Below are 25,783 nucleotides of genomic sequence, written 5' to 3' on the forward strand. Positions count from 1 at the left end.
CATCATCTAACCGTGAGATGATTTCATTAAGGACAACCCCCCGGATAGATATTATTAAAGAGATGATAGTTCATTTACCGTGAATGGTTTTAATGTGCAGATATCTGGTCATGAGGATACGTATTGTGCATTTCAAGATTACACTAAATTCATCAAAATTCATCTTTTCCTATCTGATTCTCTATTGTTTGCAGAAAGAGTATGCTCCAGAATGAACCATGTATTAAATATCTCTGATCTGGTCATTCAGAATCAGACCCTGAATGGAAAAACAAAATATTCGTCCCTCTGATAATCTGATGGTATCTCATTATGCAGAGACTCACTGAGAAAAACAGGGTTACTGTTATCAGGGATCTAACAGAAGTAGTTCCGAATCTAAAAACCTCGTTCGGAGTTATCAGGATCGGCCTTTTCGGTTCTGTTATCAGGGGTGAGCAGACAAATAAGAGTGATATTGATATCCTCGTTGAATTCAAAGACGAATATAAAACCCTGAAAAATTACGTTGCGTTAGTTGATTATCTTGAGTCTTTCTTTGACAGTAAGGTAGATCTTGTTACACTTGAGAGTCTTGAGCCCTATATTCAGCAATATATTCTGAATGAGGTGGTCTGGACTCCAGAATAACCGGATATACCTGAAGCATATTCTTGATGAAATTCAATATCTAGGACGAATATCGGACCAGAAAATATACGATGATATCATTCATGGTGATTGCTTTTCTCATGTGGTACGAAATACCCTTGTAGTTATCGGATAAGCATCAAAGGATGTATCAGATATTGTAAAAGAAAAACATCAGGAGATAGCCTGGCGTGAGATAGCAGTACTTCGTGACCGTGTCATTCATGGAGACTTTTCTATCGATTATTCTATCGTCTGGAATGTCATCACAAACGACATTCCTGAAATAAAACCAAAGATCTTCAGTCTGGTTAAAGAACTGGGTAAGCAAAACCAGGATTCGGAGCCGTGAATCCCTTTTGCTTCTTTACCAGAAATGTGGTGGTTGTGATTATTTTCAGATATACAAATTTGGTATAGAATCCGGTGGAAAAAGGGTAAGCGGATAGGTGTAGTAAAGTTGTATTTGTATGTCTATTCTTATAACGTGACGAAGAAGGAAAAATATTCACTGCAAATACCTTGCTACAGATATACTTAAAACTCTTCGAGTGTGATTCCTGCTAGTTTTAATGCAAATCGGAGAGTTCCTATAGCTAATTCATCATGCATGGGAATAACAGTCCCAACTTTTCCTTCAGAAGTACTTTTTGAAAGGCGTACATGACTACCCTTTCTGCCAGATATCTCAAACCCGAAATTCTTACAGAGAATTTTTATCACCTCTGCTCCGAAAACGGGTTTATTGGGTTACAACAGATGCTACCTCAAATGTGGTAATCAGACTCCTGGATATAGGGGAAAGAGGAAACTCCTCCAGGTACAGTTCGGTTGCTTCTTTGAGATTTTCAATTGCTTCCTCAATAGTATTCCCCTGGCTAACCGTTCCGGTTTCAGAGCAGAATGAGAGGAATAATTCTCCCTCACTATGAATTATTGCTGTTAAGGTGTTCATTGTTCACCTCTCTGAATAATAATGAAAGATCCCATATACCGTTCTTAGATCCCTAGACCCATAATATTCATGTCTTCTATTCAAGGTTGTGAATTCGTATCCAGGCCATTTTTATCCATGATACGACCCCGAGCTCCCGTAAGAAAGTATCTTATCGGTTTATTCCCTTATTCCGTATAATGGCAATCATTTCAGCCTGATATAATGGAAACACAATTTGCATAGTGTAATTATTTACTTTACCCCCTCCATGCGAATAGAAGCCAGATGGGTGAGAGGACAGAGTTAGTATAGAATTACGTAAAAAAACCCGGCCTAGGTCTCTTCGGTCCAGTTCATATCCCGGTCTTTGATATTCTGGTGCTGGTTATCATTTCCAGGTGAGCCTGTCCATTTTCATGTGGAGATCTCATTCTCAACTATCTGAACCATTTTTGTGAATTGATAGATATTGGGATTTCTTCCCTTTCCTTCCCTGATTATATCAAGTATGCCTGCATCACGAAGTTTTTGTAGAATCCTCTTTCCGGATTCGGGAGGGATTTGTGATATTTCCATAAAATCGGTAGAGGATACTATAGGTCTTTGAAAGAGTGTATCCATTACAGCGATTGAGTATTGAGACCTGATTACCTGTGGAATTATACCCTTCATCGAATCATAGAGGGATACAATGTCTGAAGCACGGGTGATATTGAGGAGTGCCTGGGTACGGATGGCATTCAGAAAATAGGCGATCCATCCGTTGAGGTCTCCTGATTGTGAGATCTGCCGTAACCTCGTATAGTATTCTTCTCTAGTCCGGTCAAAATATGCACTGATATAGAATGCAGGATATGAGAGAAGGTTTTTTTCCATGAGAAAGAGGGGTACAATCATTCTGCCGATTCTTCCGTTTCCGTCACAAAATGGGTGTATGATCTCAAACTGACCTTTCAGAACTGCAAGCTGGACAAGGGCATCCTTTTCAGAGTCGATGAGTACTCTTCCCAGTTATGAATCATCTCTGGAAGTAACTCCGGAGGGGGAGGGATATAGGTTGCCTGCTCAATGGGTGCCCCGATTGGGCCGATATAACTGCGAATATTCCGAACACTTCCACCATATGGACTCCCTCTTACCCCATCCAGAAGAATAGTATGCAGGGAAAGAATGAGATCCCAAGAGAGATGCCCGGTTTTCATTCTCTCCTGTGCATGACTGAGAGCTCTCTGATAATTCATGACCTCTCTGATATCCTGCCGTTTTTCATCAGTTTCTGCTGATTTTCCTGCTTCAAGTAGAAACAGGTCTCTCATGGTTGCCTATGTTCCTTCTATCCGGGAAGATATGACTGCCTCCTGAGTGATAAGAGGGGTGAGGAGGAGATCCGGATTCTGTATGCTTTGGAGCAGACCGTCAAACCTGGCTAACGCTGCGTTTGCAGCACCAATAAGAGGGATATGACTGATCCAGTCTATATCTGATGGTGGCAGGGGTTCTGGTATGAACGGTTCAGGTTTCATGGATGAACAGGTATTTGTGGGTCACCAGATACCAGCTAATTTGTTAGTGGATCATCTGGGCACGATCTGATACCTACAATTAAGTAGGGTATTTTATAGTATGATGATATGAGGGACTCGGTAAAGAACTCATCGATGTTTCTGGAATGGATCAGGGGAATGATATTTCTCACATAGAGTCGAGTAGATCTTTAAAAAAAACTGCCCATCATGAGGTTCAGAGATATATGACCTCTGATAGAATCCGGGTCTTCAGCCTTGGTTTTATTCCTTCAACATCTACGAGGTCTACACGTGCTTGAAGAGTATCGGACAGAAATGCTTCAATCTCCATGAATCTAAACAATCCAGGAGGATCAGAGAACTCCACAAGGATATCAACGTCGCTTTCATCTGTCTGGGTGCCTTTGGTTACAGATCCGAATACTCCGATACGGGTTATATGATACCGTTCAGAGAGCCGGGGTTTTAGTGATTGAAGAATAGATGTTATGGAATTCAATCTTGTTTTGTTATTCACGTGATACCATCCGGTTACGTATTCTGATTCTATGTTCAATATCTCTGATTTGATAATAAGGTCATCGACTGCATTCAATAGATCCTAACGTTAGTTAAGATTTATCATCAGTGAAAGAGCGGTTCTGTTGTAGGTATTATTGATTATTTCCTGAAAGGAGGACCAATTGAGTTTTTTGATCACCGAATTAAAATAGAGAATCCAGGTATACTTCTTCCAGGGATGATACTATTCGGAAGAAAGGTTGATCGTATCAACCGGAAAGCTATCGCTGTTTCATGAATCCGACTTATTGCTTCTTGTCGCACTTAACCGGTACCAGATGAAATATTCTTATTAAAGAGTGTTGTATTCGGTCAATAACCGGGTATTTGAGTGTGAAACTAAATATGAAAAAAAGGGAATGATTCTTCAATTACTTAATATATCCACAATCAGGGTATGGAGGAAATCCATCCTTCTCAAAAATTTCTTTTGAAGCAGATGAATTTAAGAAGTTCACAAAATCCTGGGCAGTATCGGGATCTTTGGTATAGGTAGTACGTCCGGCTGCAATAACCATTACTTTGTTTTTGTCAATCGGTATGTCTATAATATCCAGATCTTTAGTAGTAATAAGTTCACGTGCGATGATGGTTGCATCCATACCATTTTTCATGGCATCAATCAGTTCCTCTACTGTTCCTGGCCGCATCTGGACATTTTTATTTACATCATCTAAAATCCCTAGATTTGAGAAGATAAGGTTGCTCGCCCTTGCAGTAGCAGATTTACTTGGATCAGCGAGAACCACATTGATACCCGGGTCAGCAAAATCTTCAAGTGTGGTAATATTTTTGGGATTACCTTTTTGGACAAGTATTACTGGAATACGGTATGCAATTAGTGCAGGAGAAGGATTAACCAGACCTTGTTTTGATGCATTTGCATATTCGGCGGTTCCTCCAGATACATAAACATCACCGGTATGATTCGTACTCATCTCGTAAATCTGTGATATTGAACCAAGGATATTTAGATCTATCTTTGTTCCGGTCTGATTCTCATAGAGCCAGCATACTTCCTTCATAGGTTCAGTCTGACCTGATCCACTCGATACTAACAGGGTCTTTCCTGAACTATTTGTCTGAAAATCTTGTTCATCCGCATAAACTAAAGTTAGGGTGAACATAGTGAAAAATAGTAGCATAATGGTTAATGTAAGAAATCTCATGAAAATGCCTCTTTTTAATAGAAGATCTGCTTTTCGGCAGATGAGAGTAGTTTAATTCAGCATTTATTAAATCTAACTATACAAACATGTGCCAAATCTGAATGTAAATTTAATTTTTCCAAGTAACGATTGTGAGTACCATTTGGCCTTCATGGATCTTTTCTAACTGCCTAGAATATAACATAATTACAGATCTGTCATTTTTCTGCATTGAGGATAGATACTCTGAATTTTTGAAACTGTCATTAATCCCTCTTCACTTCAAAAATGCCCGGATATTTTTATTTCGTTTCGGTATTCTGATATCTCGCTCTTCGAGGTTTTTATCGAAAGGAATCATGTATTCATAAATAAAATGCATATGTCATCGGGTAAGGCAAGGTGTATCACGAGTAAAACCTCAAAAAATCAGCATACTATCAAAAAATTCATTAAACATCAACCTCCTTATTTTTTATGAGTGGCAAAGAGAAAACAAAATAATTACTATCAATTCGATACCTTGCTGCTAACAATTCCCGTGAGTTTTTTTATGAAGATTATTGGAATATGGGACATTTTTGAGTCCGGTGCAGATCCGTATGAAAAATGTATTGAGTCCCATAGTGCTTTTTATTCCTACTTACCCAGACCTGATCTTCCGGAATCAGGAGTCCGGGTTATTCGATACGATATAAAAAATGGTCCCATTCTAGCCGGAATAGCGTTCGGTGCTGATGCAGACTTCTACATTCCTGATTGGGAGAACGTAGACACTCTTCTCATATCTCCGGATTTGATAGAAGTAACATCTTTTCATGGTACAAAGTCAGTGTTCCCGGTTCATGATGCAACATGTACTGAATCTGATACTCTTCTGTTACAATGCAATCTGGAACAAGAGCATTTGAAACTATATCTTGGGTCACTATCCTGGTATTTTCCGGATAATGCATCTGCTGATGAAGTACACCTCATTCCATACGATCCGTCATGGCCTGCTATGGCATCTGCATTCGTTGATACTTTTTATAACGAATTTGGTGCTGATATTATCACGAAGATGGAGCATTATGGGAGTACATCCATTCCCGGGATGCCTGCAAAACCTATTTTAGACTTTTTAGTTGAGGTCTCTTCATTACAAGAAGCCATTGCACGAATCGTACGGCTGACTGATACAAAAAACTGGGAATACTGGTGGTATGGTGATCATATTACTCTCATTAAACGGGACGAAAAAACCAGAGTACGAACACATCATATTCACATAACCTCTTGTAATCATAAAATCTGGAACAATCTGGTATTTAGAGACCGGTTACAATCCAATCCGGTATTAGCCAACGAGTATGCTGATCTAAAATATAGATTAACTGCAGAGTTCAAAGGAGATCGGGAAGCGTATACCAGAGCAAAGGGAGATTTCATCAGAAAAGTGATGCGTATTGATTCCGGTGTTTCAGGTCATAGTGGGAAATAGCCCCTCCGAATAGTCTCTCAAATCCGGCAGGGGTCTGGTATGAACGGTTCAGCTTTTACTCCAGGACCGAGAAGTCTCTCGGTTGCAATATCTTCGAAGAATTCGGGAAGGATGTACAGACGACGTTCAGTAAACTCGAGACAATTTAAAAGAAGTGCTTTTACTGCTAATCTGTGATTGATATGATGAGGAATGGTTTTAAGAATATAAGTATCTATGCACTCAGAGATTCGGAGTTGATCTATGAGCCCCGAAATCAAACCAAGATGTGAGATTGTGACATTTGAACCCTCAATTATCTCCATATGATGAATGTAGGTCAATCTTCTTATTTTTAACTTTTGGAAAAAAAATTTGATTTTAGTACTCAATATGCCGGGAGTCGGTTCTAAACCGCTCAAAAAGAGAATCCTGTAATGATTGTGAAAAATTAGAGATTTTATTTGACTCTACTTGAATATATTATAATCAAATTTGAGTCTTATTGCCCTATTTGGATGTAATATAGAATAATTTATGGTAGTTTTTATCAATATTTTCATAGATAGTTCATCTGCTTCGTTTTTTGTTATTTCAACACATAATCGATTATTATTCAATATCGGTTTGTACATCCATAATCCTGCAGACTTGTCTAAAATTATAATGTTTTCATATTCGTATTTGGGTATTGATTTTATAATATTTAGACTCAAATTCTCCTCTAAATTTAAAGAAAAGGATCCTCCAATTTTTTCTTCTACAAATCGTTTAATCCATGAAGAAGGCATAAATATGATTGAAGGATTGAGTCCATTTTCTTTTAATTTAATAGATTCCGATTTTATTAAATGATAAATATTATGTGGTAAAAAATTGTTAATTAAAATTTCTTGGATATTTGGTTCAATATTAAGGGTTTTATAAACATGTTGTATCTCTCTATTTACAATTTCATTAGAATACGAAGAAAAAAAGTGATTTGGATGAGAGAAATTTTCTTTAAAAAACCACTCTTTTTTAAGATTTGGAATATTCAATGCAATACTGTTAAATTCTAATGGATTGTTTGAATCATAAGTATATGGTTTAACATCTGTTAATTCATTTAGCAAACTATTCTTTCCATATTCATCAAGTACTAATTTTGAAAAATATTCAATCTTTTGAGGATCAACATCCATTTTTGCTTTTATTTTTATTAATTGTTCATTAAATTTTGAAATTGTGTCATTTATCCATTTTTTTGTACCTTTTAGTGCTTCTTTAGATTTATTTTTAAATAATATTTCCCAATTATCGCTATTCTCTATCAGAAAGTCACAATGGTCATTGAATTTGCAAGATTCATTAATAAATAGATTAACAAAAAGGAATATTTCTTTTAGATAATATTGTTGATTAGTATTGGTTAGATTGATGTTATCAATATCTGGAAATATTGTTGAATTATTAGATTGAATACAACGAGTAATCATTAAAATATAATATTGATATAAATAATTTTCAGATCCATGGTAATCATTATAACCTAGACCTAATTCAAATGCTGAGTTACTCCACAATTCATCATTTCTTCCCCCGAATAATTGAATGTAGGTAATCCATAATAGATCAAATTGGACAGGGGTTTTATTTTGAATAAATCTATTTGCATCTTCTGGGTTAGTATGATCCCATAATTCTTTAAGGTAAATTGCTGGATTAATATTTTTTTCTTTTCCTAAAAAAAGAATTAAAGCTCCTACTCGATAAAATGTAAAATAGGTTTTTACACTATAATTGAGCTGTTTTAATAGGATATTTATGCCAGAAACTTCATCTTCATTTATCTTCTGGCAATTTGTTAGAGAAAAATTAATATTTTCAATAATATTTATTGGTTCTAATCCATATTTACTTGAAAGTTCTTTTATAATGTTTGGTGATAATAGTCTATTTAAATATTCGATGAGGTAGTTTTGGTAATTCTGATTGATTAGAGTTAATATTGGTATTATTGAAAAATTCTTTAAAGCAGTATAATTCAACAAGAAATTAAAACATTTTATCTCTCGATTAATTTTTTCATTTTCTTTTTGATCTGATAAAAAATAAGGAGATTTTATCTGATGATCGAGATTATTAGAAATAGACATTTGAATTTCTCTTGGATTTAGAAGAGATGATAAGGAAAAATCATCAATTATTTTTTTAAACTGAGAAAAATCATTTTTTTCTAAAGTACTCTTAATAAAATTATAAAGATAGTCGGATAAGATTAGATCAGTGTTTCTTTTGTGTGTATGTTTCATTGGTTTATCTCCAATTCTACAATTTCAAAAAATAAATACCAAATATCCTCTTTTAATTCATTATTTTCTTTTATAAGTTTGATATATTCGAGAAAAATTTGATTTAAAAAGATATCTTTAAAATTTATTTTAATATTTGGGGATAAATTAGAGATACAAACATCATTATAAATGTCTAACAATATACTGATATACTTCAAGGAGATTCCTTTATCGTTATTCGAAGCGGTTTTTTGAATAATATCCATTATTGAAGTAATAATGTCTTTAAAATCATCCAAATTTTCATTTTTAATAATTTTTTTACTTTCTATTAGCAACAGATCTGCAATCTTATATGGGTTTATAATTTCGACCATTTTATAGTAATATTTACCAAATAATATAATATTTAATGTGAATAATATAAAAATTATTGTATTTAAATATATATTACTTATATTTAATAAAGAAAAAAATAATGAAATTAAAATTGTAAATACTCCAATAAATAACAAAATTTTAGTCCAATAATTTTCTTTAAAAAATTTTAAAAGTTTATACGAATAATCCTTGGTGCCTTTTTCAATTACAAATAATGATATTGAAAATACTATAGCAATGATAGCTGCTAATGATTGAGTTACTGTATCAAAGATTCCTTCATTAGTAGGATCTGAATTCGTGAATAATGGGGTAAGGGTGAAAAAGCAAATTTGAATTCCATTTATAGTATAAAGAGTTAATAAATGGCTGATATCCGGGTATATTAATAAGATGTATATTAAAGATGGAGAAAAAGGGATATAATACATAAAATAATTCCTTATTTTACCATTGTTTTAATTTTTATTATATCTGCTTATATTCTTTTAATTGGTACTTTTCTTAATGAAAAAAATGTTGATGTAAAAAAACTGCGCTATTTCTCCTATTGTAAAAATATATATAATTTTATCGTTTTTATTATTATTTCCGATTTTAAGTTCCTAAACCTTTGATAAGAATAATATCCAAATTCTATGAGAAAGTACTTTATGGTATCTTAATTAACCAAAAAATTTGAGCCTTTTTTACTAGATAATAATATTATTTAAAACCAATTCGCTAAATTATCTTTCACCCCCCACTTCCTCAAACAACGCTGCCTTTTTCCGGGGCCACTTCTCCAGCATATTCCACACCTGCATCGCCACCGCTATAAACAGATCTCTCTCCTCTCCCGGAATCTCAAACACAACCCCGTGACCGGACGGCGACAACCCAACCGTTCCCCCGGGCTCGACTGCTATCCCTTCCACCCGGTTGATCACATCCCGGGCATCCTGCTTTGAGATCCTCCCAATCTCACCTGGACCGTCGATGATGATCCTCACCATATCTGTTTGGGCATCAGGCTTCAGCCTGCCAATCTTCCAGAGTGCAGTACAACCGAAGATGAACCAGAAGAGATGAGGCAGATTCATCCTGAAATGGGCCATCACTTACGATCCCTCCCTGAGAATACTGGATCTGCACGAGTCACAGATTGCAGTATGGCTCTCCGGGTCATGCCAGGTAGCCCTGAATGTATCACAGACCTGGCATCGTCCAAGATCTGAGGTCACCTTCACCAGAGAGACCGGGTCGATCACCTGGGGAAGAGCCCGGAACGATGCAGCCTCGTCACGTTTTGCCTTCTCATAACATGACCTGCAGATCTTCCGGTTCAACCGTGCCGGAGCAGACATCCGCTCCCGGGTCATCCATTCCTTGAAATGAACCCACTCTGACCCGCAGCAGTCACACGGCCCCTCACCAAACCCCCGGTCAATCTAACAGAACTCAGATGGTCTTACTTTGAATGGTAAACCCGGGGCATCGGTACATGTGAAATGTGTTGCAGTTTTGTGCAAAAGATTTCATCCTCTATTAACTATGCCTGTACCTGTACCGCCTGAATATGGAATGGGGCTCTATCTAGATTTTGAGTTTGGAAATGTTCTTCATTACTGTTTGGATGAGATCTCAATCAGGGTGTTCAATATAATCAACGGTCGATCGAGTCCGGGTTTTTTCTGCCATATGCAGACTGAAGCCAGTTTGGGGATATGAAACGAGCTCTTTACAGTGACTTTGTCTTATGCAACCAAGAGAAAGGAGGATCTACTTCAGGTTCATCCATCCGAGTTCTGAATAGAGTTTCCGATCCGGAATGGGAATATCATCGGTAGGATCGATGTAATGCTCGACTCACCGGAAGGACTTGAGATCCAGGATTACAAGACCTTGGATGAGGTGATTGCTCCTGAAGCTTCAGCAATGCAGGTGAAGATTTATGTATACAGACTACGCCTTCTTGGAACGAGCGTATCATCCGACTAGGTTGCATATATAGAAAATGCGAGAGTTAATTTATCAGATCCAGGTGAAGAAGGTCCCGGGAAAAACCGGGAAATAATGTGGTGGGTATGATTATTTCCAGATATGCAGGTTAAGGTAAAGAATACAGATAGGAAATGGTAAGGAATAGGGATGATATATGATTAAGTATCTTTATAGACTTTAGATCAGATTATAAATGATAATATTAATAATGATATTATAGAAAAATGCTTAAAATTTATTTTTTTCGCAACAGAGTTTATACTAGGTTTTAATTCGAATTTTTTTATGAGAGCGGTTTTTTGTTGTAATCATAAAATTAATTGGTTAGAATATTCAATATTTAATATGTATTTTATGGATTATGTGTATACTGGAGTTACTTTTTTTCTTGGGATCATATTCTCCTTCGTTATCGTTTGGTATTATGAATGGAGAAAAAAGAAAAATGAAATAAAATATGCTGCAAGTATAATTTATGAAGATATACTTTCACAAATAAAAGCTCAAAAGGAATTAATAAGAGTTTTAAAAAATCCAAGTGACTTTAATGCATTATGGAAATTACGAGAAAAAGAAATTTTCAATAAAAATATTTTTATAAATTTATTACCCGAGATTATTAAACTTAAATTAATATATTTTGAAATAACAAATTTTTACTCATTCGGGGAACCAATTAATAACCGAAAAGACATGATAATTACTTCTTATGAAAAAATAAGAAATATTTTTAATAACCCAGATAGTAAAGAAGAATTAATGAAGAGATATGGATTAGATGAAGATTTAGATGATTTTTGTAGATATGTTCAATTTAATATTGAATATGGAGATAAAATCCTTAAAAAAATTAAAGCAGAATATTCAATAAAATGAATATAAGCAAGAGATTAGATAAAATGTCGAAAATCGGAATAAATTTTGATAATATCAAAAATCCATACTTTTTACATGTGACTATCTAATGAAGAAAATAAACGCCATATTGAAACACAATTGAACAGTTACGAATGATAATTATATCTGCAAAATCCCTAATTAGAAACCAATTATCTATCTCTTGTTTTGCATTTTATTAGAAATTTCCCAAAACCAATCGTTTCTAGAACCACATTTTTGAATTTCACCTTTATGTTCCAGTTTTTTTAATATTTTGTTAATTTCTTCAGGTTTAATTTTTATATTCTTGTAGATATTTCGCGTTTTTATTTTTGGTGTACTGCTGATGAGATCAAAGATTTTATCTTCAAAAATATCTATCAAAATCTCCTTTGCATCATCAGAACTAGGTTTAATTTTCAACTTTTTATCAAAATAACTTTCTTCAAAATCATAAGTATATTCAAATTTACTTACTGGCATATTGTAAGCAAATCCTTCTTCAGCTTTTCCCCAATCTCCTAAAAATGCAAAATGTGATCTGGCGACATTAATTTTATCATCATATCCTAAAAAATTAGAAGCCTGGTCTGAATAAACAAAAATAGCAATAGCTTCAGGTTTATCTTTATTAAAAATATGAGTTGTGCAGTATTTTATGTTATAAATTACCTCGTCCTTACTTAAACCGTCTGGAATATTTAATCGAATTACTCTTCGAATGATGGTTGAGTATTTTGTCTCTTTATCTTCAATAATTGAATATAATGGCTCAAAATTCTCTTTTGGATAATCAATATTGTCAAGTGGTGTTCTTTGTCGACTATCTTTTATCAATTGAACAGATTTGTCAACAGTTCCTCTTGAATCATCAATTTTTTTCTTGGCTTTTTGATATGCACTATCTCTATAAATGTCATTATCTGATTCGTATTTAATTAATTTTTTAATTGCAATTGATGCAATTTCAATATAGTTTCCAGAAAATGGTAGATATATTATTTTTGAAGGAAGTCCAAGAATCTTTACATTATCCAATTTTATTGGGATAAAGCGATTTTCATCATTTTGTTGATTAATTATATCCAATTCAAAGCGAGTCCAATCCTTTCTTTTATAGTTTTCTGAAAATAAAACAATGATCTGTTTTGAGTTTTTAAACAACTCTTCAAAAAAAATCTCTCCATCTTTACCAACAAGTGTATCTTGCTCGTCCGCTGCTAAAAAGACTGAATAATTACCATATCTTTCTATTATTGCTTTCTTAATGCCCTCCGCAATTTTTAGGTCTTCTCCAGCATATGAAATTGCAAAATCATATTCAAAATAATTATGTGTCATTAAATCACGATATAATTTCAGATATTTCTATCTAATAAATAATGTTTTTCATAGCTTGACTATTTAGCGGAGTGTTTACCTAGATAAATTTGGTTATCTCTTCAAATATCCATATCTTGTTGAATAAACTTCTTTAATGTTCTTATCTGTATGACCTATACATTGTCCATTTAATTTTTCTCACCCTCCCCCCACCTCCTCAAACAACGCTGCCTTCTTCCGGGGCCAGTACTCCAGCATATTCCACACCTGCATCGCTACCGCTATAAACTGAGTTCTCTCCTCTCCCGGAATCTTAAACACAACCCCGTGACCGGATGTCGATAACCCAACCGTTCCCCCGGGCTCGATTCCGATCCCTTCCACCCGGTTGATCACATCCCGGGCATCCTGCTTTGAGATCCTCCCGATCTCACCCGGACCGTCGATGATGATCCTGACCATATCTGTTTCGGGATCAGGTTTCAGTCTGCCAATCTTCCAGAGTGCCCCACAGCAGAAGATAAACCAGAAGAGATGAGGCAGATTCATCCTGAAAAGCCTCATCACTTACGATCCCTCCCTGAGAATCCTGGACCTGCATGAGTCACAGATTGCAGTATGAGTCTCTGGATCATGCCAGGTAGCCTTGAACGTATCACAGACCTGGCATCGTCCAAGATCACAAGTCACTTTCACAAGAGAGACCGGGTCAATCACCTGGGGAAGTGACCGGAACGATGCAGCCTCATCACGTTTTGCCTTCTCATAACATGACCTGCAGATCTTCCGGTTCATCCGTACCGGAGCAGACATCCGCTCCCGGGTCATCCGTTCCTGGAAATGAACCCACTCTGACCCACAGCAGTCACACGGCCCCTCACCAAACCCCCGGTCAATCTCACAGAAGTCAGATGGTCTCACCTTGAAGGGTTTTTCCGGATTCCCGTCCTTCGCGGAAGGTGCTCCAGTTTCCTGCCCATTCCGGGCATTCGTGGAATTGTCGCGGAAAACGGGGCGAGTACCGCAAGGCCCGGATTCACAATCTGAAGATACATCAGCCCCGGTACCCTGCTCATGATCACTCCTCGCGGAAATCTCAGGGTCACAAGCACACGAACATGGTACCGTGGTATCAGAAACTACCTCTCCTGTATTTTCAGATTTTCCGCGAAGAGTACCTGAAGTACAATAATTATTATTATTTTTACTCTTTACCCCTGAATTCTCATCCCGATTCTTCGCGGAATCATCCGCGACAATGCTGCAACGTTCCGCGATTCCGCAAGATGGATCATCGGGCTCACTGGTATGACCGTCCTTCTTATCGTTACTCGCAGGATCATCATGTGTTGAATCATCAGGGTCCAGCCAGCATCCTCCCTCAAACCGCCAATTCTGGTACACCCGTTCATCCCAGGAGTACGCCTTTGATCTCCGGTATGCAGCAGTCGTCCCGCTCTCATCAACCACAAGAGTCCGGTCACAGACTGAAATCGCCGGACACTTCTCCAGAAGTCCCGAGTATTCATGCCCATGGCTCGAAGACCCATGGATGATCTTGTAGATCACCGAGTTTGACAGGTCAGTGATATGCTGAAGCTCGGCAATCGTTATCTCTCCGGTTCCGTGAGACCTGATTGCATCGACGAGGAACGACTCTCTCCGTGTCAGTTTCGACTCCTGACCCCCGGATGTACTGTTCAGGGCAGTATAAAGCCGAGTTGCAGCATTGAAATCCACCTCTGTTGCGAGAATCTGATTCATCCCGTTTGTATCAACATGCACACGCTGGCACTGCATCAGGATCGCATGAGCCCTCACCAGATCAAGGATCATATCAGGATTTCTCCGGTTGATCGTTGAAGAGAACCTGATCCGGTTCGCAAACGGGATCACAACCCAGGCAGCCTCAAGCTGCCTCCAGATCTCCTGGCATACCAGGGACTCAACCCGGACATCATACTTCTCCTGCCTGAGTCCGGCTGCCTCATTCAGGGTCATGGTGATCACCGCTGCATCCTGCTCTTCTGAATCATCGATCCAGCAGGTTAGCATGCGATTCCAGACTTGATCGTCACCGGTCCCGTCGACTTTAGCGATCCACCAGACACACCGTTCAGGAATCACACAGGTCTCACCGACCCGGTCTTTACTAACGGTCCGGTAGATGAACGGACGACGAAACGAGGTCGTGACACCCTTGAGAATCTCCTGCATCTGGTCAGAAAGAGAGACATCATCGAGCGTGATTACGCTTCCGGGCTGCATCCCTTTGATGTAAAAGAGAGCCTTCTCACTCATCCGGCCTTCAAGCCTGAACTCCGGGGGAATCTGGCTCATCATCGTCTCAAATGCATGAGACTTCCCTTTTCCCGACTCACCGGTCACAGAGACATGCAGACCCCGGGCATTGATCACCTTCCGGGATGCAAGTGACATCACCAGGCACTCGGCTACTACCGGATCTCCGATATGATCCAGGGCAAATGTCTCAAGCATACACGAGAGGGGATCACCGGTCCTGAGGATGGCTGTCGCTTTCGTTTCGATATCTCCTGATGAACCGGGATCATCAGGCGATCCGGTAACCTGAATTCTCACGGGTTTACCACCAGAACTGATAACAGTGGCAGGAGGTTTCTGATCTCTCTTCTTCTTCGCCTGTCCTGGTCCAGTCCCACTGGATGAACCGCCATCCAACATAGCACGGAGTTCAGGCCACCGCTGCCGTCCCCCTCCACATGAATCATGATGACAGCCCGCAAATATGGCCCCGTTCGGGAACTGAATCGCGTATGCACCGTCGGTATGATCTTGTGAAAACGGACATGCATCAAGAACAAAGAGTTCTCCATGAGCGTATGGCCTCTTCCGGTATCCGATTGAGTGATGATCGAGCCACAGTCCAAGGTCAAGAGGACTCTTACTCCTGCTCTCCTGACCCTTGGCTGGCGGTAATGGTTCAGCCTCTTGTGGAAACATCCCGGCAAGGGCGGTCAGGAACGCTTCAGAAACAATCTCCGGTTCAGTAATGTCAGAGAGGATCTGTGCCTTCCGGTGGGGCCTTGCTGCGATGTTGTCCCCTTTCCTGCTCGTTGTTCCATAAAGTTTCCAGATCCGTGCAGCATTGAAGACCGAGGTGTCGATCGTGGAACATGCATCAGAGAAGAGAAGATCCAGTGTCTCAAGCACACTTCTCACAAGATCCCGGGATACATCATCGTTCGGCAGATCAATCCGGTAGAGAAGATGGGCACCGTTTCCTGAATCTGCCATAACCGGGGCCGGCCATCCAAGACCGGTAAAATATGCTGCTATCCTGGCTGCCTTCTCTATCGCTGAAGTATGCTCTGCATCAGACGACGACACACCTGATGGCCTGACCGGATCGATATCAATCGCAAGCCATCTCCGCTTGAGGATATCCTTGTCTCCTGCTGACTTCTCGTCTTTTCCAAGCCGTGTCTCTATTCTGTTTGCCCGGCGGGCAAGAAGATCAGGATTCACCGGGTTCAGGGTCACATAAATCCCAGAATACTCACCCCGGTTATCAAACGAGACAGCATCTGCACTCAGTCTGTCAAAGTTATCATAATACCCTGAAGCAGTTCCTCTCTTGCCGATGAGTCTGACCTCAACGGTCTGGCCCTGTTCAAACAGTATGGAGCAGGCAGAACGAGTGGGATAGTGAGCCGGATCAGATCCAGGCATCATCCACCTCCACAGAGTCATACAACTCCCGGTCGATAAGCAGACAGATCATAAACCGGTCTTCTCCGGTGATAACAGACCTGCAGGCTGTGCATCTCTTCCCGAGACAGGTGACAAGGGCCGTGCCTGATGAGATAAACGGACAGATGCGGTCTTCAGAACGACTCATGGATCCCTCCCCTGATACGAAGTGCTCCGCCTGGCAGGATCTCATATATCAGCCACGACTTAGAGGTAAAGATCCAGAACTGCACCATCCCGGGAAGGTGATTCTCGTTAAGGAATGAGGCTAGTTCCTGGACATCATCTGAAAACAGGGAGATGTCACCTTTCCGTATCCGCTTTACCGTGACAAAAATGATCCTCTGCCTGCTCCAGGCAACAAAATCAAAAAGTCGTCCTGAACCTGCAATCCTGAGGAAATGGTACCCGGCACGGTTGAGTTCTGCACCGGCATGGTACAGAGTACTCCTGGCGGTCAGGCTTGTTCCTGTCATTCTGCACTCCTTCTTGTAGATCTGAACGTGTGATTGCAGGTGCGATATACAGTGAATAATGCTGTAGCGTGGATGTTCAATTTGAGTATCAGTCTATTGATTTTTTCCCGGTGATTTATATGATACAACCCGGATGACAGAAAGGTACAAACGCTCAAAAGATTATACAGGTAGTTTATCCCCGCCAATCTTCCCGTCCAGGCAAGAAGGTGAAGTGTTGTGCGGGGTGTTTCAATTTTTAGTATACTATCATCTCCATGTCATCTGATCTGATGCCATACTGCTCCGTCTCCTCTTGAACCGGATCAGGCATATTGTCCATGAATTCAGCCCGAGGATCTCCTGATTCGAAATGTCCGGGTCCTCAGATAACAGCAGGATCACTGAAATTCTCCTTATGAGGAACGCTGATCTGAATACTGCGATACCGGGGAATTTTCGTGATTTATCTGGCCTGAAGAGGTGCTGAGTCATGGTCAGATTGTGTATGACACATGGTGATTCAGCACCCTGGTATCTAAAGATTAGGTAAACGGTGCGAAAGTGAACTGGGGGATCTGGATGTTCATCGATTCATCCCCGGATCTCTGAATCCAGTTCACTGGTGTGAGATTTCACTTTCAAAGGATCGAATGATCCTATAAAACCATATCGATTTGATCACAGTCTGACAGTATCATGGACTGTCATATTTCCTGATACAAAGCCTTCTGATTCTGATGTGGTATTTCCTTCACTTCTTGACTCCAGGAGTATGAACCCGCTCCCGTTGATCAGGCTCTCTCCAAGGAGATTCGGTTCTGATTCACGGCTCATGGTATAGGCTCCGCGTTCAAGGATACCTGATGCAGACATGTATGAACGATGTTCTGAACTGTCTCTGTCAACGAGAAAGACACAGGCCAGTGGAGTCGGAGTTACCCGGTCTTTTGTAGTATAATCAGAGAAGAGCACCGGACCTGTTCCATGAACTGACATCAGGGTTCCTGAATCTTCACCGGTAATTATCCGGGAGAGTTCGGAAGACCCTACGGTCATAACCCGGGATACAAACGACCCGTTGGCATCCTCACCAGATCCAAACAGGTGGACTGTTCCGTCAGTGTTGATGGTTGTGCCAAGATACTCTGCTCCGGTGAGAGAGGCAAGGATCAGAAGAACTGATCCGGTTGCCAGATAATTCCATTGCATTCTTCTCTCCTGGAGATTATGCCAGGAGAGCAACGGTATCTGCCCAGGTTTCTATTCCTGTGAGAATGCTGTCTGCTTCGTATCCTGATACCACAACGCTGTCACGTTTGAATGTGACAGAGAAGATCTCTCCATTTGAGTTGTGGCATTTGAGAGCACAGCTGAAGGAGTCTTCAGAACTGTCATGTGACGGTGTTCCCCCCATTGCGGTGTTTATTGCTGTTGCAGCAACTATCGTGCTGATATCGGTGTTGAAAGCTGCAGAAGTTGGAGCCCTGACTGATATCTGCCCTACTGTCTTTGCTTCTGCATTCTCATACACGATCTTTCCGGTGTAGTGTTCAGATCCCCTGACAACCCCGGCAACTGTCTGGTTGTTTGAGGTGTACGATGTGCATCCCCAGGGGTTGTTCTCGATCACGTCCTGGACAAGTGCCAGGAAGTTTGCTACCGTGTCGATGGGTGAGCTGAGTTTTCTCTCAGCTGACTTGGTGACACTCTTGGTTGTAAAGTCTGCCATTGTTCGATTCCCTGCCGCATTTCACGGCTATGTATAATGTCAACGTGTAGATAAAAATAGATTCAAAAGAGTTGGGAAAGGGGATAGAATTAATGGAGGATTGGTGATCCGGGTGAATTAAAGAATTTTTTTTGTGCAATGAATAATTCATGAAGAAGTGGAGATAGTACGTAAATGCCTGAATAATGATCAATCTCTTTTTATTCGGTGGTCATTTTATTAAATATTTAGAATTACCAATAATCACTGGTGAAGGTGGAGAGTATTACTCATCATCTTTAGAATGAGAAAGGATTTAAAACTATAATCTCATCCCTAATTTGAAAAATACCACTAATTTCTGGTAGTATGATGTTCTGGTAGTACTCAGGAAAAGATTGATTAAATCTGAAATATTCAATTCTATGTATTTGAGTACATTACTATTATTCAGATTTAGGATCCCAATGTGCAGTTCACAGTTCCATCTGGATTCACCGTTACAATAAAAGTTACCAGTCCTCCTGCATTCATAAGAACCTCATTTCCGGAAGGATCGGTTGTAATCATCTCTGGCTGAAAGGTATAGGTGTAAGTGCCGGGAGATGAAGGGATCTGAACTCCAAAATTGATGAGATACTTTCCGCTATCGTATGAGGCAGGGAGTACCCCAATTGGTATTGCTGGATCATTTATCGGAACAAGCACAATCCGGGCTGATGGAGATAATGTTACCGTACCGATATTCTCTAGATCCAGAGTGATAGTAGCCTGATTTCCCTCGACAGAAAAGGAAAGATCTGCAGAATTGGGAACGATATTGATGAGAGATCGTGATGATGGATCTGATGGTTGGTTTGGATGAGATGGGGGATAATCCGGGTTTGGATCAGGAGAAGGAGGAGAACTTCTGGTTTTGACCAGCGGGGCGTTATCATACATGGATCCACCGACATTATATCTCTCTGTGGTGTATCCTGTAGTTGTAGGAGTATGAGTATCTGACCAGCCTGTTCCCGTTGGGTCGCTCCAGTAATTACCCGCAATATTTGGCCCGCCGACAACATTAGAACCCGGAGAGGGAGCCTGGTTCCAGGTATATCCGGATGGATTACTTACCCCTCCGACGTTGTTGGTATTAGCAAATTTGTTATTATAGACAGAACCAGAACCTCCGCCCAGAACTAATCCTGAATTTGTATTCTCGGCAACAGTATTTCCCTTTATTGTGACAGATTCACCATCAGAATAGATACCATTATTATTATTACTATTCGCTGTATTGTCATTGATGGCTGCAGAGTCGCCATAAGACACGATGCCAATAGTATTCCTATTCGCTGTATTACTACTGATAGCAGCATCAGAACCTGCAGAATAGATGCCATAATTATTATTACTGACAGTATTTCCACTAATTGTGGCAGAAGTCTGTTCCGAATCGATACCTGTTTGGGTGTTTCCATCTGCAGTATTTGTACCGATAAAAGCGTTAGGAGCTGCTGAATAGATGCCTGATTTACCATTATTATTTACTTCGTTACCAATAATGACGTCAGAAACGCCAATTGAATCGACTCCATTATTATTATTATTGCTTGCAATATTTCCACTAATCTGGGCATAATTGCCATCTGAATCGATCCCATTACAATCGCTTCCTGCAATACCATTACTATTCACGGTATTACTGCGGATGGTGGCTGATTCACCGTCAGAATTAATGCCATTATTATTGTTATTTTCCGCAGTATTGCTACTGATGGTTGCTGTAGGACCTGTTGACTCGATACCTTCATCATTACTATTTGCCGTGTTACCACTGATAACGGCTGAAACACCATCTGATTTGATACCGGCAAAACCATTATCATTTGCTGTGTTGCCGCTTATGGTGGCTGAATCACCTGTAGATACAATACCATAATTATTCTCAGATGCTGTGTTACCGAAGATAGTTGTGGAATCACCCTGAGAATTGATACCATTATTAAAATAGTTTATTCCGCCAAAATTTCGCACTGTAACAGAATCAGTCCCGGAAATAACAGATACACCCGCTGACCCCCCGGAACCGGTAATTGTCTGATAATTTCCATCAAGGATAACATTACTTGCCTGTATTCTGATAGCAAAATCAGTACTTGTCGTGGAAAATCCGCTTTGCAGTACATAGGTGTTACCTGCCCCGGTTATGTCATATGATGATGTTGTTGAATCATATGTATACCCGGTTCCCCCGCTTGGTGTTAAATCGATGATACTCTGAACAGTTACCGTTCCGAGCGTTACCGTTTCAGGACTCTTTTCATCATTATCAGAATGTGGAGTAATAATCACCGTTTGGGAAGTTGTTGTTCCATCATCCTGGTTGAGTACAGTCTGGTCTCCAGATGCAGTATTTAGAGAAGAACCAACCTTTTTAGACACATCTCCGGTTGTATGCTCTGTTGTTGATGGGTTTTGCCCGGTCGTAGTATCTCCTGTCGTGGATGCATCAGCAGATCTGGTTTCGGTTGTTGATGAAGAGGTTTCAGAAGAAGAACCAGTTTCAGACAAACCATCAGTGCTTTGTTGCGTTGTAGATGTAATCTCTCCAGTTTGAGTTTGTCCCGGTGTGGATGAATCAGCAGATCCGGTTTCGGTTGTTGATGAAGAGGTTTCAGAAGAAGAACCAGTTTCAGACAAACCGTCAGTACTTTGTTGTGTTGTAGATGTAATCTCTCCAGTTTGAGTTTGCCCTGTCGAGGATGAATCAGCAGATCCGGTATCTGTTGTTGATGTAGTTTCATGAGAGGAGTCAGTCCCACCTGTACTATCACCTGAAGGAGATACTACATCTGTTTTAGAGAGAGCATTGGTTGTGGGAGGAATATCCGGTGATGTTCCCATGCTTTGTTCATTATCAGCAATACCGAATCCCACTATAAAGCATACGAACACAACAATGGTAAAAATATACCCGTAAATCGGTTTCATTTTATGAAGTAGAGTTCGTATGTTCAGGCTTCATCTGATCAAGCTTTTTCAGGAACTCTGAAGCTTGTGATATTGCCGAGTGATCATTACTTATTGCAGTTTTAAACAATTTTCTGGCACCATCATAATCCCCCTGGGTTACTCTGAGAACACCAAGATTGGTATATGCCAGAACTGCTCCTGATGGATCTGCATCAATCGCTTTTAGAAAATTGCGTTCAGCCACATCGGATTTTTTTTGCATAAAAGCAATTGCACCAATTCCGGTATAGATATCAGCAGCAGTACTGCCGGTTGCATATTGCTCACCTTGCATAAACGTCGTTTCTGCTTCGGCAAGTTTCCCCAGCTCTGTTAAGAGGGTCCCCTTTTTTACCATAGCATCGGCATACACCATGGGATCAGCAGTGGTTACTTTCTCAAAACTATCAAGAGCGGCATCCTTATCTCCGAGTTTCTCTTGTAATACCCCGAGATTGATCCAGCCCTTTCCATATGCCGGATCGGCTGATACTGCATTTTGATAATATTCTTTTGCTTTATTCAGATCCCCAAGACCCATGTAACTAGTGCCAATATTGTTTAATATTGAAGCCCGGTCTGCTTCTTTGGCACCTGCAAGATCTGAGGTAAATTTCTCAACTGCCCCGGAATAATCTCCTGCTAAATACAATTCCTGTCCATTTGCAGCCTGGGCAGCGGGAATTCCCAAACACATGCAGACAATAAAAACAAAAATACAGGGATAGAAACCATTCTCATGTACATTAAAATTCATATTAAAATCTTTCCAACCTATAAGATGCCGTTCAAGAACTATTATTCAATATTTGAATAAATTTAGAACAACACCCAGTATTAAATTGCGTGAGTGATATTGAGTATCTCTTATTAGGCAATAATTTTTTGCCACACTAATGACACTTTGGCTCTTTGGGTATCATCAGACTGTTCTCAGTCGTGCTATCCTTTTCGTCACTAATCACAAGGTAACGTTGATTCCAATACGCTGAAGAAGAGATTAACCGGGGTGATATGCCTTTATTGGCCTCTCCAGGCTGAAGTGTAATTATGATCTCATTACATCGATCCCATCTGAAAATCTCTTAGAAAAAGGCATCGTGGTATTAACTGACGATACAATAACTGCACGGGAATTCTCAGGTTTCCGCCAATTTTTTTTGCATGAAAAAAACCACATGCGATGGATGGATCTAACTCTATATAATAAACTGGAAAACAAAGTTCTCAATTAATTGATTTTTGTTTCATATTTTGTAACTACAGGGTAGAGATATACCCCTAATTGGATAATTACATCTATCAGATTCATGAGGCATATTACCTCTCTGTGGTTTCTTTTGTTTAATTGAAGAGAAAAAAAATATTATGATCAACCAAATAAAAGGTGGAGCAACTATCGTAGTTGATGATGCCCATATGGTTCCGAATCCCGGATCAAATAATCAAAAATCCGTGGATCAAAAAACTGGTTCTGATGATCTTAAAAATATACCCCATAATATGGATAGTACGGTTACCTCGTCTGTTTCTAACAAGAAACTCATTTGCCCTCAATGTGGGAAACCAACATTGTATGTAGAATTCCCGGATCAATATGAAGCCTGGACAAAATGTTCGTCCTGTAACTTCTTTATGGGAATGGGTAAGGATGACTGGCATCGTATGGAAAATAGTCCTAATATTGATGAAAAAATTAGAAAAATGGCAATTAAAAAGGGATTAAAGGTGTTGCCTTAATAAAAATCCTATTCAGAAAAATACTATTCAGACTTCTATCTGGTAAAAAAATCTCATTAATAGGTGAGTTAAAACCGGCTAACTATCTGATTTATTGATCCGATCGACCAATTCAACTACTTAACGTGATATTGTTCAATTTCATTAGATACTGTAGAAGAAATTTAGACATATCATGAGAGTTCGTATGAAAATAAGACGAAATTGGGAGTATCTTCTAATTTGAGTTTACATATTTCCATTTTCGGAAGTGAAGGTGTACATATGAAAAAAAATTCACATATAACAAATGATTCAGATGATCAGAATTTGGAGATACTCAATGAAGATGCTATTGAAAATCAGATGATTGTAATTGATCACTCCTCCTTTACCGGTGAAATAAATAATTGTTTCAACGATCCTGTAAGTTTCGATTCTAACGATTGTTCTGCTCCGTTGATTCATATTATTACTGAACCTGGTGGTTCGATCATGAGCAGGTATCCTAAAAATCTACCTGTTGATATACCCACTTCTCATCAGAATGATGAAATAGGTAAGATCAATAGGAATCGTGCACCGTTGAAATCTTTTGGATTACCGATTTTTAGTAATCCAAAATTGATAGTATCAGAAAGAAAATCTATTGAAGAGGTAAAAATGAGATGTTTGATCGATGAGATAATGCACGTTGCCAAAGAAATTCAAAATGGTAATCACTCAATACGGACAGATTTAACATCATTTGAAGGAGATGATCTGGTGATTCTTCAACAGATTAATAACATCCTTGATAATATCGTTGTCCCATCCATTACATCATCCTTTCTTGATAGAATATTAAAAGGGAAATTATCTACAAAAATACCCGTGTCATTCAATAGTGAATGTAACGAGATAGTGACGAAACTCAACCCATGTATTGACACACTATCCTATCATGTGAAAGATACCTCCAGAAGTAAAAAAGAGATTAATAAACAGATAAAAATGACTTTAAATTCTGGTAATAATAAAATCCTTATAGAGAATGAAAAAAATTTTGGATGGAATGTTTTATGTGGGTTACCTGAAACTGAAGATCAACAGAATCAGATTGAAGAAGAAAGTGTAAGGAGTTGGGTTGGGCCTGTACCTCTACCAGAATATCAGCGGAAACTAACTAAAGAAGATATCGGATGGAGCCGGTTATGTGAATTACCTGACTCCACAAGCCAGATTTAAAAATTTTTACTGTTAATATAGAATAACTGGCTATTTGTCTCTTTTAGTGGGTATGATGGAGGATTCCATTCAATATGAGTTATGGGTATTGCAGAAGATCCCATTCGGACTGTCCTTCACTTACCTGGTCCCTGACATATATCCTCAATAAATTTTGCCGAAGGTAAGCGTAAATGAGACTTTGGCTTGAATTTCCATAATGTTCACGATTTCTTTGCCCAGAATGGAATCATATAGATTGTGAATTCGATGATACAACAACCAGAACATGGCGTCATGTAGACTTTTTTGAACATCTAATCTTTCTTCATGGAAGGATCCCTGGAATCGTTGGTTTTAATTGTAGAATTCGAGAGGCCAAGGTTCCATGGGGTAGAGATAGATGCGGCCACTATTGAAGACCATTAATCGTCTTTCGTATAAACAATGTGAATCTCTCAAATATCAGAAAAAAGCAAAAAAGGATAAAAAAACTGGCGATTAGTTTCTTGTTACGTTGAAGAACCATAAATAAAGACAGATCTCTCTGATATCACATCAATTGAGTTTGACGTAACTTCCCGTCGAAAATATCATGAGAACTCTCTTTTTTTACCGACCTAGTTGAAAGGTATTTCTGATAATTTGGGTTTAACCTTCAGATGAAAAAACTGTGGTATCATCAATTCCTTCAGTGTTCGAAATGAACAAACACCTTGTTTATCTCCCCGGACCGGGTAACACTCAATGTATCAGAATGTTTTCTGACCAGTGCAAGAGCCTACTGCAAAAACGAATCCGAATTTTCCATCAGTCTTCATGAGACGGCATATCCCGGATAATCGTTATCGTAT

At 39.2% G+C, this 25,783-nt stretch carries 28 protein-coding genes and 1 pseudogene; 7 read left to right on the forward strand and 22 right to left on the reverse strand.

All coding sequences use genetic code 11. The features are described from left to right. Positions 1-312: 312 nt before the first annotated feature. Together DK846_RS03300 and DK846_RS18280 are read left to right on the forward strand one after the other, a co-directional pair. Positions 313-630: a nucleotidyltransferase family protein gene (locus DK846_RS03300; RefSeq protein ID WP_109967471.1), complete on the forward strand. Its 318-nt coding sequence runs from the start codon at positions 313-315 to the stop codon at positions 628-630. A 157-nt stretch (positions 631-787) separates the two neighbouring features. After that, a complete protein-coding gene (locus DK846_RS18280; RefSeq protein ID WP_109967798.1) occupies positions 788-982 on the forward strand; it encodes a HepT-like ribonuclease domain-containing protein in 195 nt (64 codons plus the stop codon). Between the two features lie 185 nt (positions 983-1,167). Here DK846_RS18280 and DK846_RS03310 read toward each other — a convergent pair whose 3' ends face one another. From DK846_RS03310 to DK846_RS03335, 7 genes are all read right to left on the reverse strand, one after another. Beyond that, positions 1,168-1,353: a type II toxin-antitoxin system HicA family toxin gene (locus tag DK846_RS03310; RefSeq protein WP_109967472.1), complete on the reverse strand. Its 186-nt coding sequence runs from the start codon at positions 1,351-1,353 to the stop codon at positions 1,168-1,170. A gap of 19 nt (positions 1,354-1,372) precedes the next feature. Continuing rightward, entirely contained in the window at positions 1,373-1,585 is a 213-nt protein-coding gene (locus DK846_RS03315; RefSeq protein ID WP_109967473.1) for a type II toxin-antitoxin system HicB family antitoxin, read from the reverse strand. 396 nt (positions 1,586-1,981) lie between these two features. Next, a complete protein-coding gene (locus DK846_RS17970; RefSeq protein WP_245926445.1) occupies positions 1,982-2,464 on the reverse strand; it encodes a Fic family protein in 483 nt (160 codons plus the stop codon). A 56-nt stretch (positions 2,465-2,520) separates the two neighbouring features. Continuing rightward, positions 2,521-2,883, reverse strand: a complete 363-nt coding sequence (locus DK846_RS17980) for a Fic family protein (RefSeq protein ID WP_245926446.1) — start codon at positions 2,881-2,883, stop codon at positions 2,521-2,523. Between the two features lie 6 nt (positions 2,884-2,889). Then, entirely contained in the window at positions 2,890-3,090 is a 201-nt protein-coding gene (locus DK846_RS17985) for a Fic/DOC family N-terminal domain-containing protein (RefSeq protein WP_245926447.1), read from the reverse strand. 217 nt (positions 3,091-3,307) lie between these two features. Further along, positions 3,308-3,610: a nucleotidyltransferase family protein gene (locus DK846_RS03325; RefSeq protein ID WP_245926448.1), complete on the reverse strand. Its 303-nt coding sequence runs from the start codon at positions 3,608-3,610 to the stop codon at positions 3,308-3,310. Between the two features lie 415 nt (positions 3,611-4,025). Further along, complete coding sequence (locus tag DK846_RS03335) at positions 4,026-4,781, reverse strand: substrate-binding domain-containing protein (RefSeq protein ID WP_181391591.1); 756 nt, start codon at positions 4,779-4,781, stop codon at positions 4,026-4,028. A gap of 574 nt (positions 4,782-5,355) precedes the next feature. Here DK846_RS03335 and DK846_RS03340 point away from each other — a divergent pair. Then, a complete protein-coding gene (locus tag DK846_RS03340; RefSeq protein ID WP_109967475.1) occupies positions 5,356-6,285 on the forward strand; it encodes a GrpB family protein in 930 nt (309 codons plus the stop codon). Positions 6,286-6,332: 47 nt separating this feature from the next. Here DK846_RS03340 and DK846_RS03345 read toward each other — a convergent pair. The 5 genes and pseudogenes from DK846_RS03345 to DK846_RS03365 form a co-directional block, all read right to left on the reverse strand. Further along, a pseudogene (locus DK846_RS03345) lies at positions 6,333-6,590 on the reverse strand (DUF4277 domain-containing protein); the annotation flags it as partial. A 144-nt stretch (positions 6,591-6,734) separates the two neighbouring features. After that, positions 6,735-8,558: a hypothetical protein gene (locus DK846_RS03350; protein WP_109967477.1), complete on the reverse strand. Its 1,824-nt coding sequence runs from the start codon at positions 8,556-8,558 to the stop codon at positions 6,735-6,737. Next, positions 8,555-9,352, reverse strand: coding sequence for a hypothetical protein (locus DK846_RS03355; RefSeq protein ID WP_109967478.1), 798 nt, complete (start codon positions 9,350-9,352; stop codon positions 8,555-8,557). Before DK846_RS03355 ends, DK846_RS03350 begins: the two co-directional genes overlap by 4 nt. Before the next feature lie 297 nt (positions 9,353-9,649). Beyond that, a complete protein-coding gene (locus tag DK846_RS03360; RefSeq protein ID WP_146201106.1) occupies positions 9,650-10,003 on the reverse strand; it encodes a hypothetical protein in 354 nt (117 codons plus the stop codon). 18 nt (positions 10,004-10,021) lie between these two features. Next, positions 10,022-10,282 (reverse strand): hypothetical protein, encoded by a 261-nt coding sequence (locus tag DK846_RS03365; RefSeq protein ID WP_109967480.1) that lies wholly within the window; start codon positions 10,280-10,282, stop codon positions 10,022-10,024. 478 nt (positions 10,283-10,760) lie between these two features. Here DK846_RS03365 and DK846_RS17545 point away from each other — a divergent pair, with 478 nt between their 5' ends. Together DK846_RS17545 and DK846_RS03370 are read left to right on the forward strand one after the other, a co-directional pair. After that, the gene (locus DK846_RS17545; protein ID WP_181391592.1) at positions 10,761-10,901 is read left to right on the forward strand and encodes a hypothetical protein; all 141 of its coding nucleotides are present in this window, start codon (positions 10,761-10,763) and stop codon (positions 10,899-10,901) included. A 357-nt stretch (positions 10,902-11,258) separates the two neighbouring features. Continuing rightward, the gene (locus tag DK846_RS03370) at positions 11,259-11,780 is read left to right on the forward strand and encodes a hypothetical protein (RefSeq protein ID WP_146201107.1); all 522 of its coding nucleotides are present in this window, start codon (positions 11,259-11,261) and stop codon (positions 11,778-11,780) included. Positions 11,781-11,957: 177 nt separating this feature from the next. Here the strand turns inward: DK846_RS03370 and DK846_RS03375 are convergent, their stop codons facing one another. From DK846_RS03375 to DK846_RS03420, 10 genes are all read right to left on the reverse strand, one after another. Then, a complete protein-coding gene (locus tag DK846_RS03375; RefSeq protein ID WP_109967482.1) occupies positions 11,958-13,124 on the reverse strand; it encodes a TIR domain-containing protein in 1,167 nt (388 codons plus the stop codon). Between the two features lie 180 nt (positions 13,125-13,304). After that, positions 13,305-13,655, reverse strand: coding sequence for a hypothetical protein (locus tag DK846_RS03380; RefSeq protein ID WP_146201108.1), 351 nt, complete (start codon positions 13,653-13,655; stop codon positions 13,305-13,307). Between the two features lie 18 nt (positions 13,656-13,673). Beyond that, positions 13,674-16,838 (reverse strand): hypothetical protein, encoded by a 3,165-nt coding sequence (locus tag DK846_RS03385; protein ID WP_245926449.1) that lies wholly within the window; start codon positions 16,836-16,838, stop codon positions 13,674-13,676. After that, entirely contained in the window at positions 16,804-16,986 is a 183-nt protein-coding gene (locus DK846_RS03390; protein WP_109967485.1) for a hypothetical protein, read from the reverse strand. The genes DK846_RS03385 and DK846_RS03390 overlap by 35 nt, the downstream gene beginning before the upstream one ends. Beyond that, complete coding sequence (locus DK846_RS03395; protein ID WP_109967486.1) at positions 16,973-17,314, reverse strand: hypothetical protein; 342 nt, start codon at positions 17,312-17,314, stop codon at positions 16,973-16,975. Before DK846_RS03395 ends, DK846_RS03390 begins: the two co-directional genes overlap by 14 nt. Before the next feature lie 249 nt (positions 17,315-17,563). Further along, a complete protein-coding gene (locus tag DK846_RS03400) occupies positions 17,564-17,788 on the reverse strand; it encodes a hypothetical protein (RefSeq protein WP_109967487.1) in 225 nt (74 codons plus the stop codon). A gap of 186 nt (positions 17,789-17,974) precedes the next feature. Beyond that, complete coding sequence (locus DK846_RS03405) at positions 17,975-18,505, reverse strand: hypothetical protein (protein WP_109967488.1); 531 nt, start codon at positions 18,503-18,505, stop codon at positions 17,975-17,977. A gap of 16 nt (positions 18,506-18,521) precedes the next feature. Continuing rightward, positions 18,522-19,025 carry a hypothetical protein gene (locus DK846_RS03410; protein WP_109967489.1) on the reverse strand — a complete coding sequence of 168 codons (504 nt, stop codon included), beginning with the start codon at positions 19,023-19,025 and terminating at the stop codon, positions 18,522-18,524. A gap of 435 nt (positions 19,026-19,460) precedes the next feature. Next, complete coding sequence (locus DK846_RS03415; RefSeq protein WP_181391593.1) at positions 19,461-21,896, reverse strand: beta strand repeat-containing protein; 2,436 nt, start codon at positions 21,894-21,896, stop codon at positions 19,461-19,463. An 88-nt stretch (positions 21,897-21,984) separates the two neighbouring features. Next, positions 21,985-22,761 carry a tetratricopeptide repeat protein gene (locus tag DK846_RS03420; protein ID WP_109967491.1) on the reverse strand — a complete coding sequence of 259 codons (777 nt, stop codon included), beginning with the start codon at positions 22,759-22,761 and terminating at the stop codon, positions 21,985-21,987. Positions 22,762-23,372: 611 nt separating this feature from the next. On the opposite strand from DK846_RS03420, the gene DK846_RS03425 reads away from it, so the two are divergent. Together DK846_RS03425 and DK846_RS03430 are read left to right on the forward strand one after the other, a co-directional pair. Then, positions 23,373-23,744, forward strand: a complete 372-nt coding sequence (locus DK846_RS03425) for a hypothetical protein (RefSeq protein ID WP_109967492.1) — start codon at positions 23,373-23,375, stop codon at positions 23,742-23,744. 264 nt (positions 23,745-24,008) lie between these two features. After that, complete coding sequence (locus DK846_RS03430) at positions 24,009-24,950, forward strand: hypothetical protein (protein WP_109967493.1); 942 nt, start codon at positions 24,009-24,011, stop codon at positions 24,948-24,950. Positions 24,951-25,783: the final 833 nt, after the last annotated feature.

Source organism: Methanospirillum lacunae (assembly GCF_003173355.1).
GTDB lineage: Archaea > Halobacteriota > Methanomicrobia > Methanomicrobiales > Methanospirillaceae > Methanospirillum > Methanospirillum lacunae.

What these genes read in the sequence shown, in the direction of transcription:
- DK846_RS03300 (WP_109967471.1), top strand. Translation starts at nt 313, where the DNA reads ATGCAGAGACTCACTGAGAAAAACAGGGTTACTGTTATCAGGGATCTA.
- DK846_RS03315 (WP_109967473.1), bottom strand. Translation starts at nt 1,585, where the DNA reads ATGAACACCTTAACAGCAATAATTCATAGTGAGGGAGAATTATTCCTC.
- DK846_RS17970 (WP_245926445.1), bottom strand. Translation starts at nt 2,464, where the DNA reads ATGATTGTACCCCTCTTTCTCATGGAAAAAAACCTTCTCTCATATCCT.
- DK846_RS17980 (WP_245926446.1), bottom strand. Translation starts at nt 2,883, where the DNA reads ATGAGAGACCTGTTTCTACTTGAAGCAGGAAAATCAGCAGAAACTGAT.
- DK846_RS17985 (WP_245926447.1), bottom strand. Translation starts at nt 3,090, where the DNA reads ATGAAACCTGAACCGTTCATACCAGAACCCCTGCCACCATCAGATATA.
- DK846_RS03335 (WP_181391591.1), bottom strand. Translation starts at nt 4,781, where the DNA reads ATGTTCACCCTAACTTTAGTTTATGCGGATGAACAAGATTTTCAGACA.
- DK846_RS03340 (WP_109967475.1), top strand. Translation starts at nt 5,356, where the DNA reads ATGAAGATTATTGGAATATGGGACATTTTTGAGTCCGGTGCAGATCCG.
- DK846_RS03350 (WP_109967477.1), bottom strand. Translation starts at nt 8,558, where the DNA reads ATGAAACATACACACAAAAGAAACACTGATCTAATCTTATCCGACTAT.
- DK846_RS03355 (WP_109967478.1), bottom strand. Translation starts at nt 9,352, where the DNA reads ATGTATTATATCCCTTTTTCTCCATCTTTAATATACATCTTATTAATA.
- DK846_RS03360 (WP_146201106.1), bottom strand. Translation starts at nt 10,003, where the DNA reads ATGAATCTGCCTCATCTCTTCTGGTTCATCTTCGGTTGTACTGCACTC.
- DK846_RS03365 (WP_109967480.1), bottom strand. Translation starts at nt 10,282, where the DNA reads ATGACCCGGGAGCGGATGTCTGCTCCGGCACGGTTGAACCGGAAGATC.
- DK846_RS17545 (WP_181391592.1), top strand. Translation starts at nt 10,761, where the DNA reads ATGCTCGACTCACCGGAAGGACTTGAGATCCAGGATTACAAGACCTTG.
- DK846_RS03370 (WP_146201107.1), top strand. Translation starts at nt 11,259, where the DNA reads ATGGATTATGTGTATACTGGAGTTACTTTTTTTCTTGGGATCATATTC.
- DK846_RS03375 (WP_109967482.1), bottom strand. Translation starts at nt 13,124, where the DNA reads ATGACACATAATTATTTTGAATATGATTTTGCAATTTCATATGCTGGA.
- DK846_RS03380 (WP_146201108.1), bottom strand. Translation starts at nt 13,655, where the DNA reads ATGAATCTGCCTCATCTCTTCTGGTTTATCTTCTGCTGTGGGGCACTC.
- DK846_RS03385 (WP_245926449.1), bottom strand. Translation starts at nt 16,838, where the DNA reads ATGACTCTGTGGAGGTGGATGATGCCTGGATCTGATCCGGCTCACTAT.
- DK846_RS03390 (WP_109967485.1), bottom strand. Translation starts at nt 16,986, where the DNA reads ATGAGTCGTTCTGAAGACCGCATCTGTCCGTTTATCTCATCAGGCACG.
- DK846_RS03395 (WP_109967486.1), bottom strand. Translation starts at nt 17,314, where the DNA reads ATGACAGGAACAAGCCTGACCGCCAGGAGTACTCTGTACCATGCCGGT.
- DK846_RS03400 (WP_109967487.1), bottom strand. Translation starts at nt 17,788, where the DNA reads ATGACTCAGCACCTCTTCAGGCCAGATAAATCACGAAAATTCCCCGGT.
- DK846_RS03405 (WP_109967488.1), bottom strand. Translation starts at nt 18,505, where the DNA reads ATGCAATGGAATTATCTGGCAACCGGATCAGTTCTTCTGATCCTTGCC.
- DK846_RS03410 (WP_109967489.1), bottom strand. Translation starts at nt 19,025, where the DNA reads ATGGCAGACTTTACAACCAAGAGTGTCACCAAGTCAGCTGAGAGAAAA.
- DK846_RS03415 (WP_181391593.1), bottom strand. Translation starts at nt 21,896, where the DNA reads ATGGGAACATCACCGGATATTCCTCCCACAACCAATGCTCTCTCTAAA.
- DK846_RS03420 (WP_109967491.1), bottom strand. Translation starts at nt 22,761, where the DNA reads ATGAATTTTAATGTACATGAGAATGGTTTCTATCCCTGTATTTTTGTT.
- DK846_RS03425 (WP_109967492.1), top strand. Translation starts at nt 23,373, where the DNA reads ATGATCAACCAAATAAAAGGTGGAGCAACTATCGTAGTTGATGATGCC.
- DK846_RS03430 (WP_109967493.1), top strand. Translation starts at nt 24,009, where the DNA reads ATGAAAAAAAATTCACATATAACAAATGATTCAGATGATCAGAATTTG.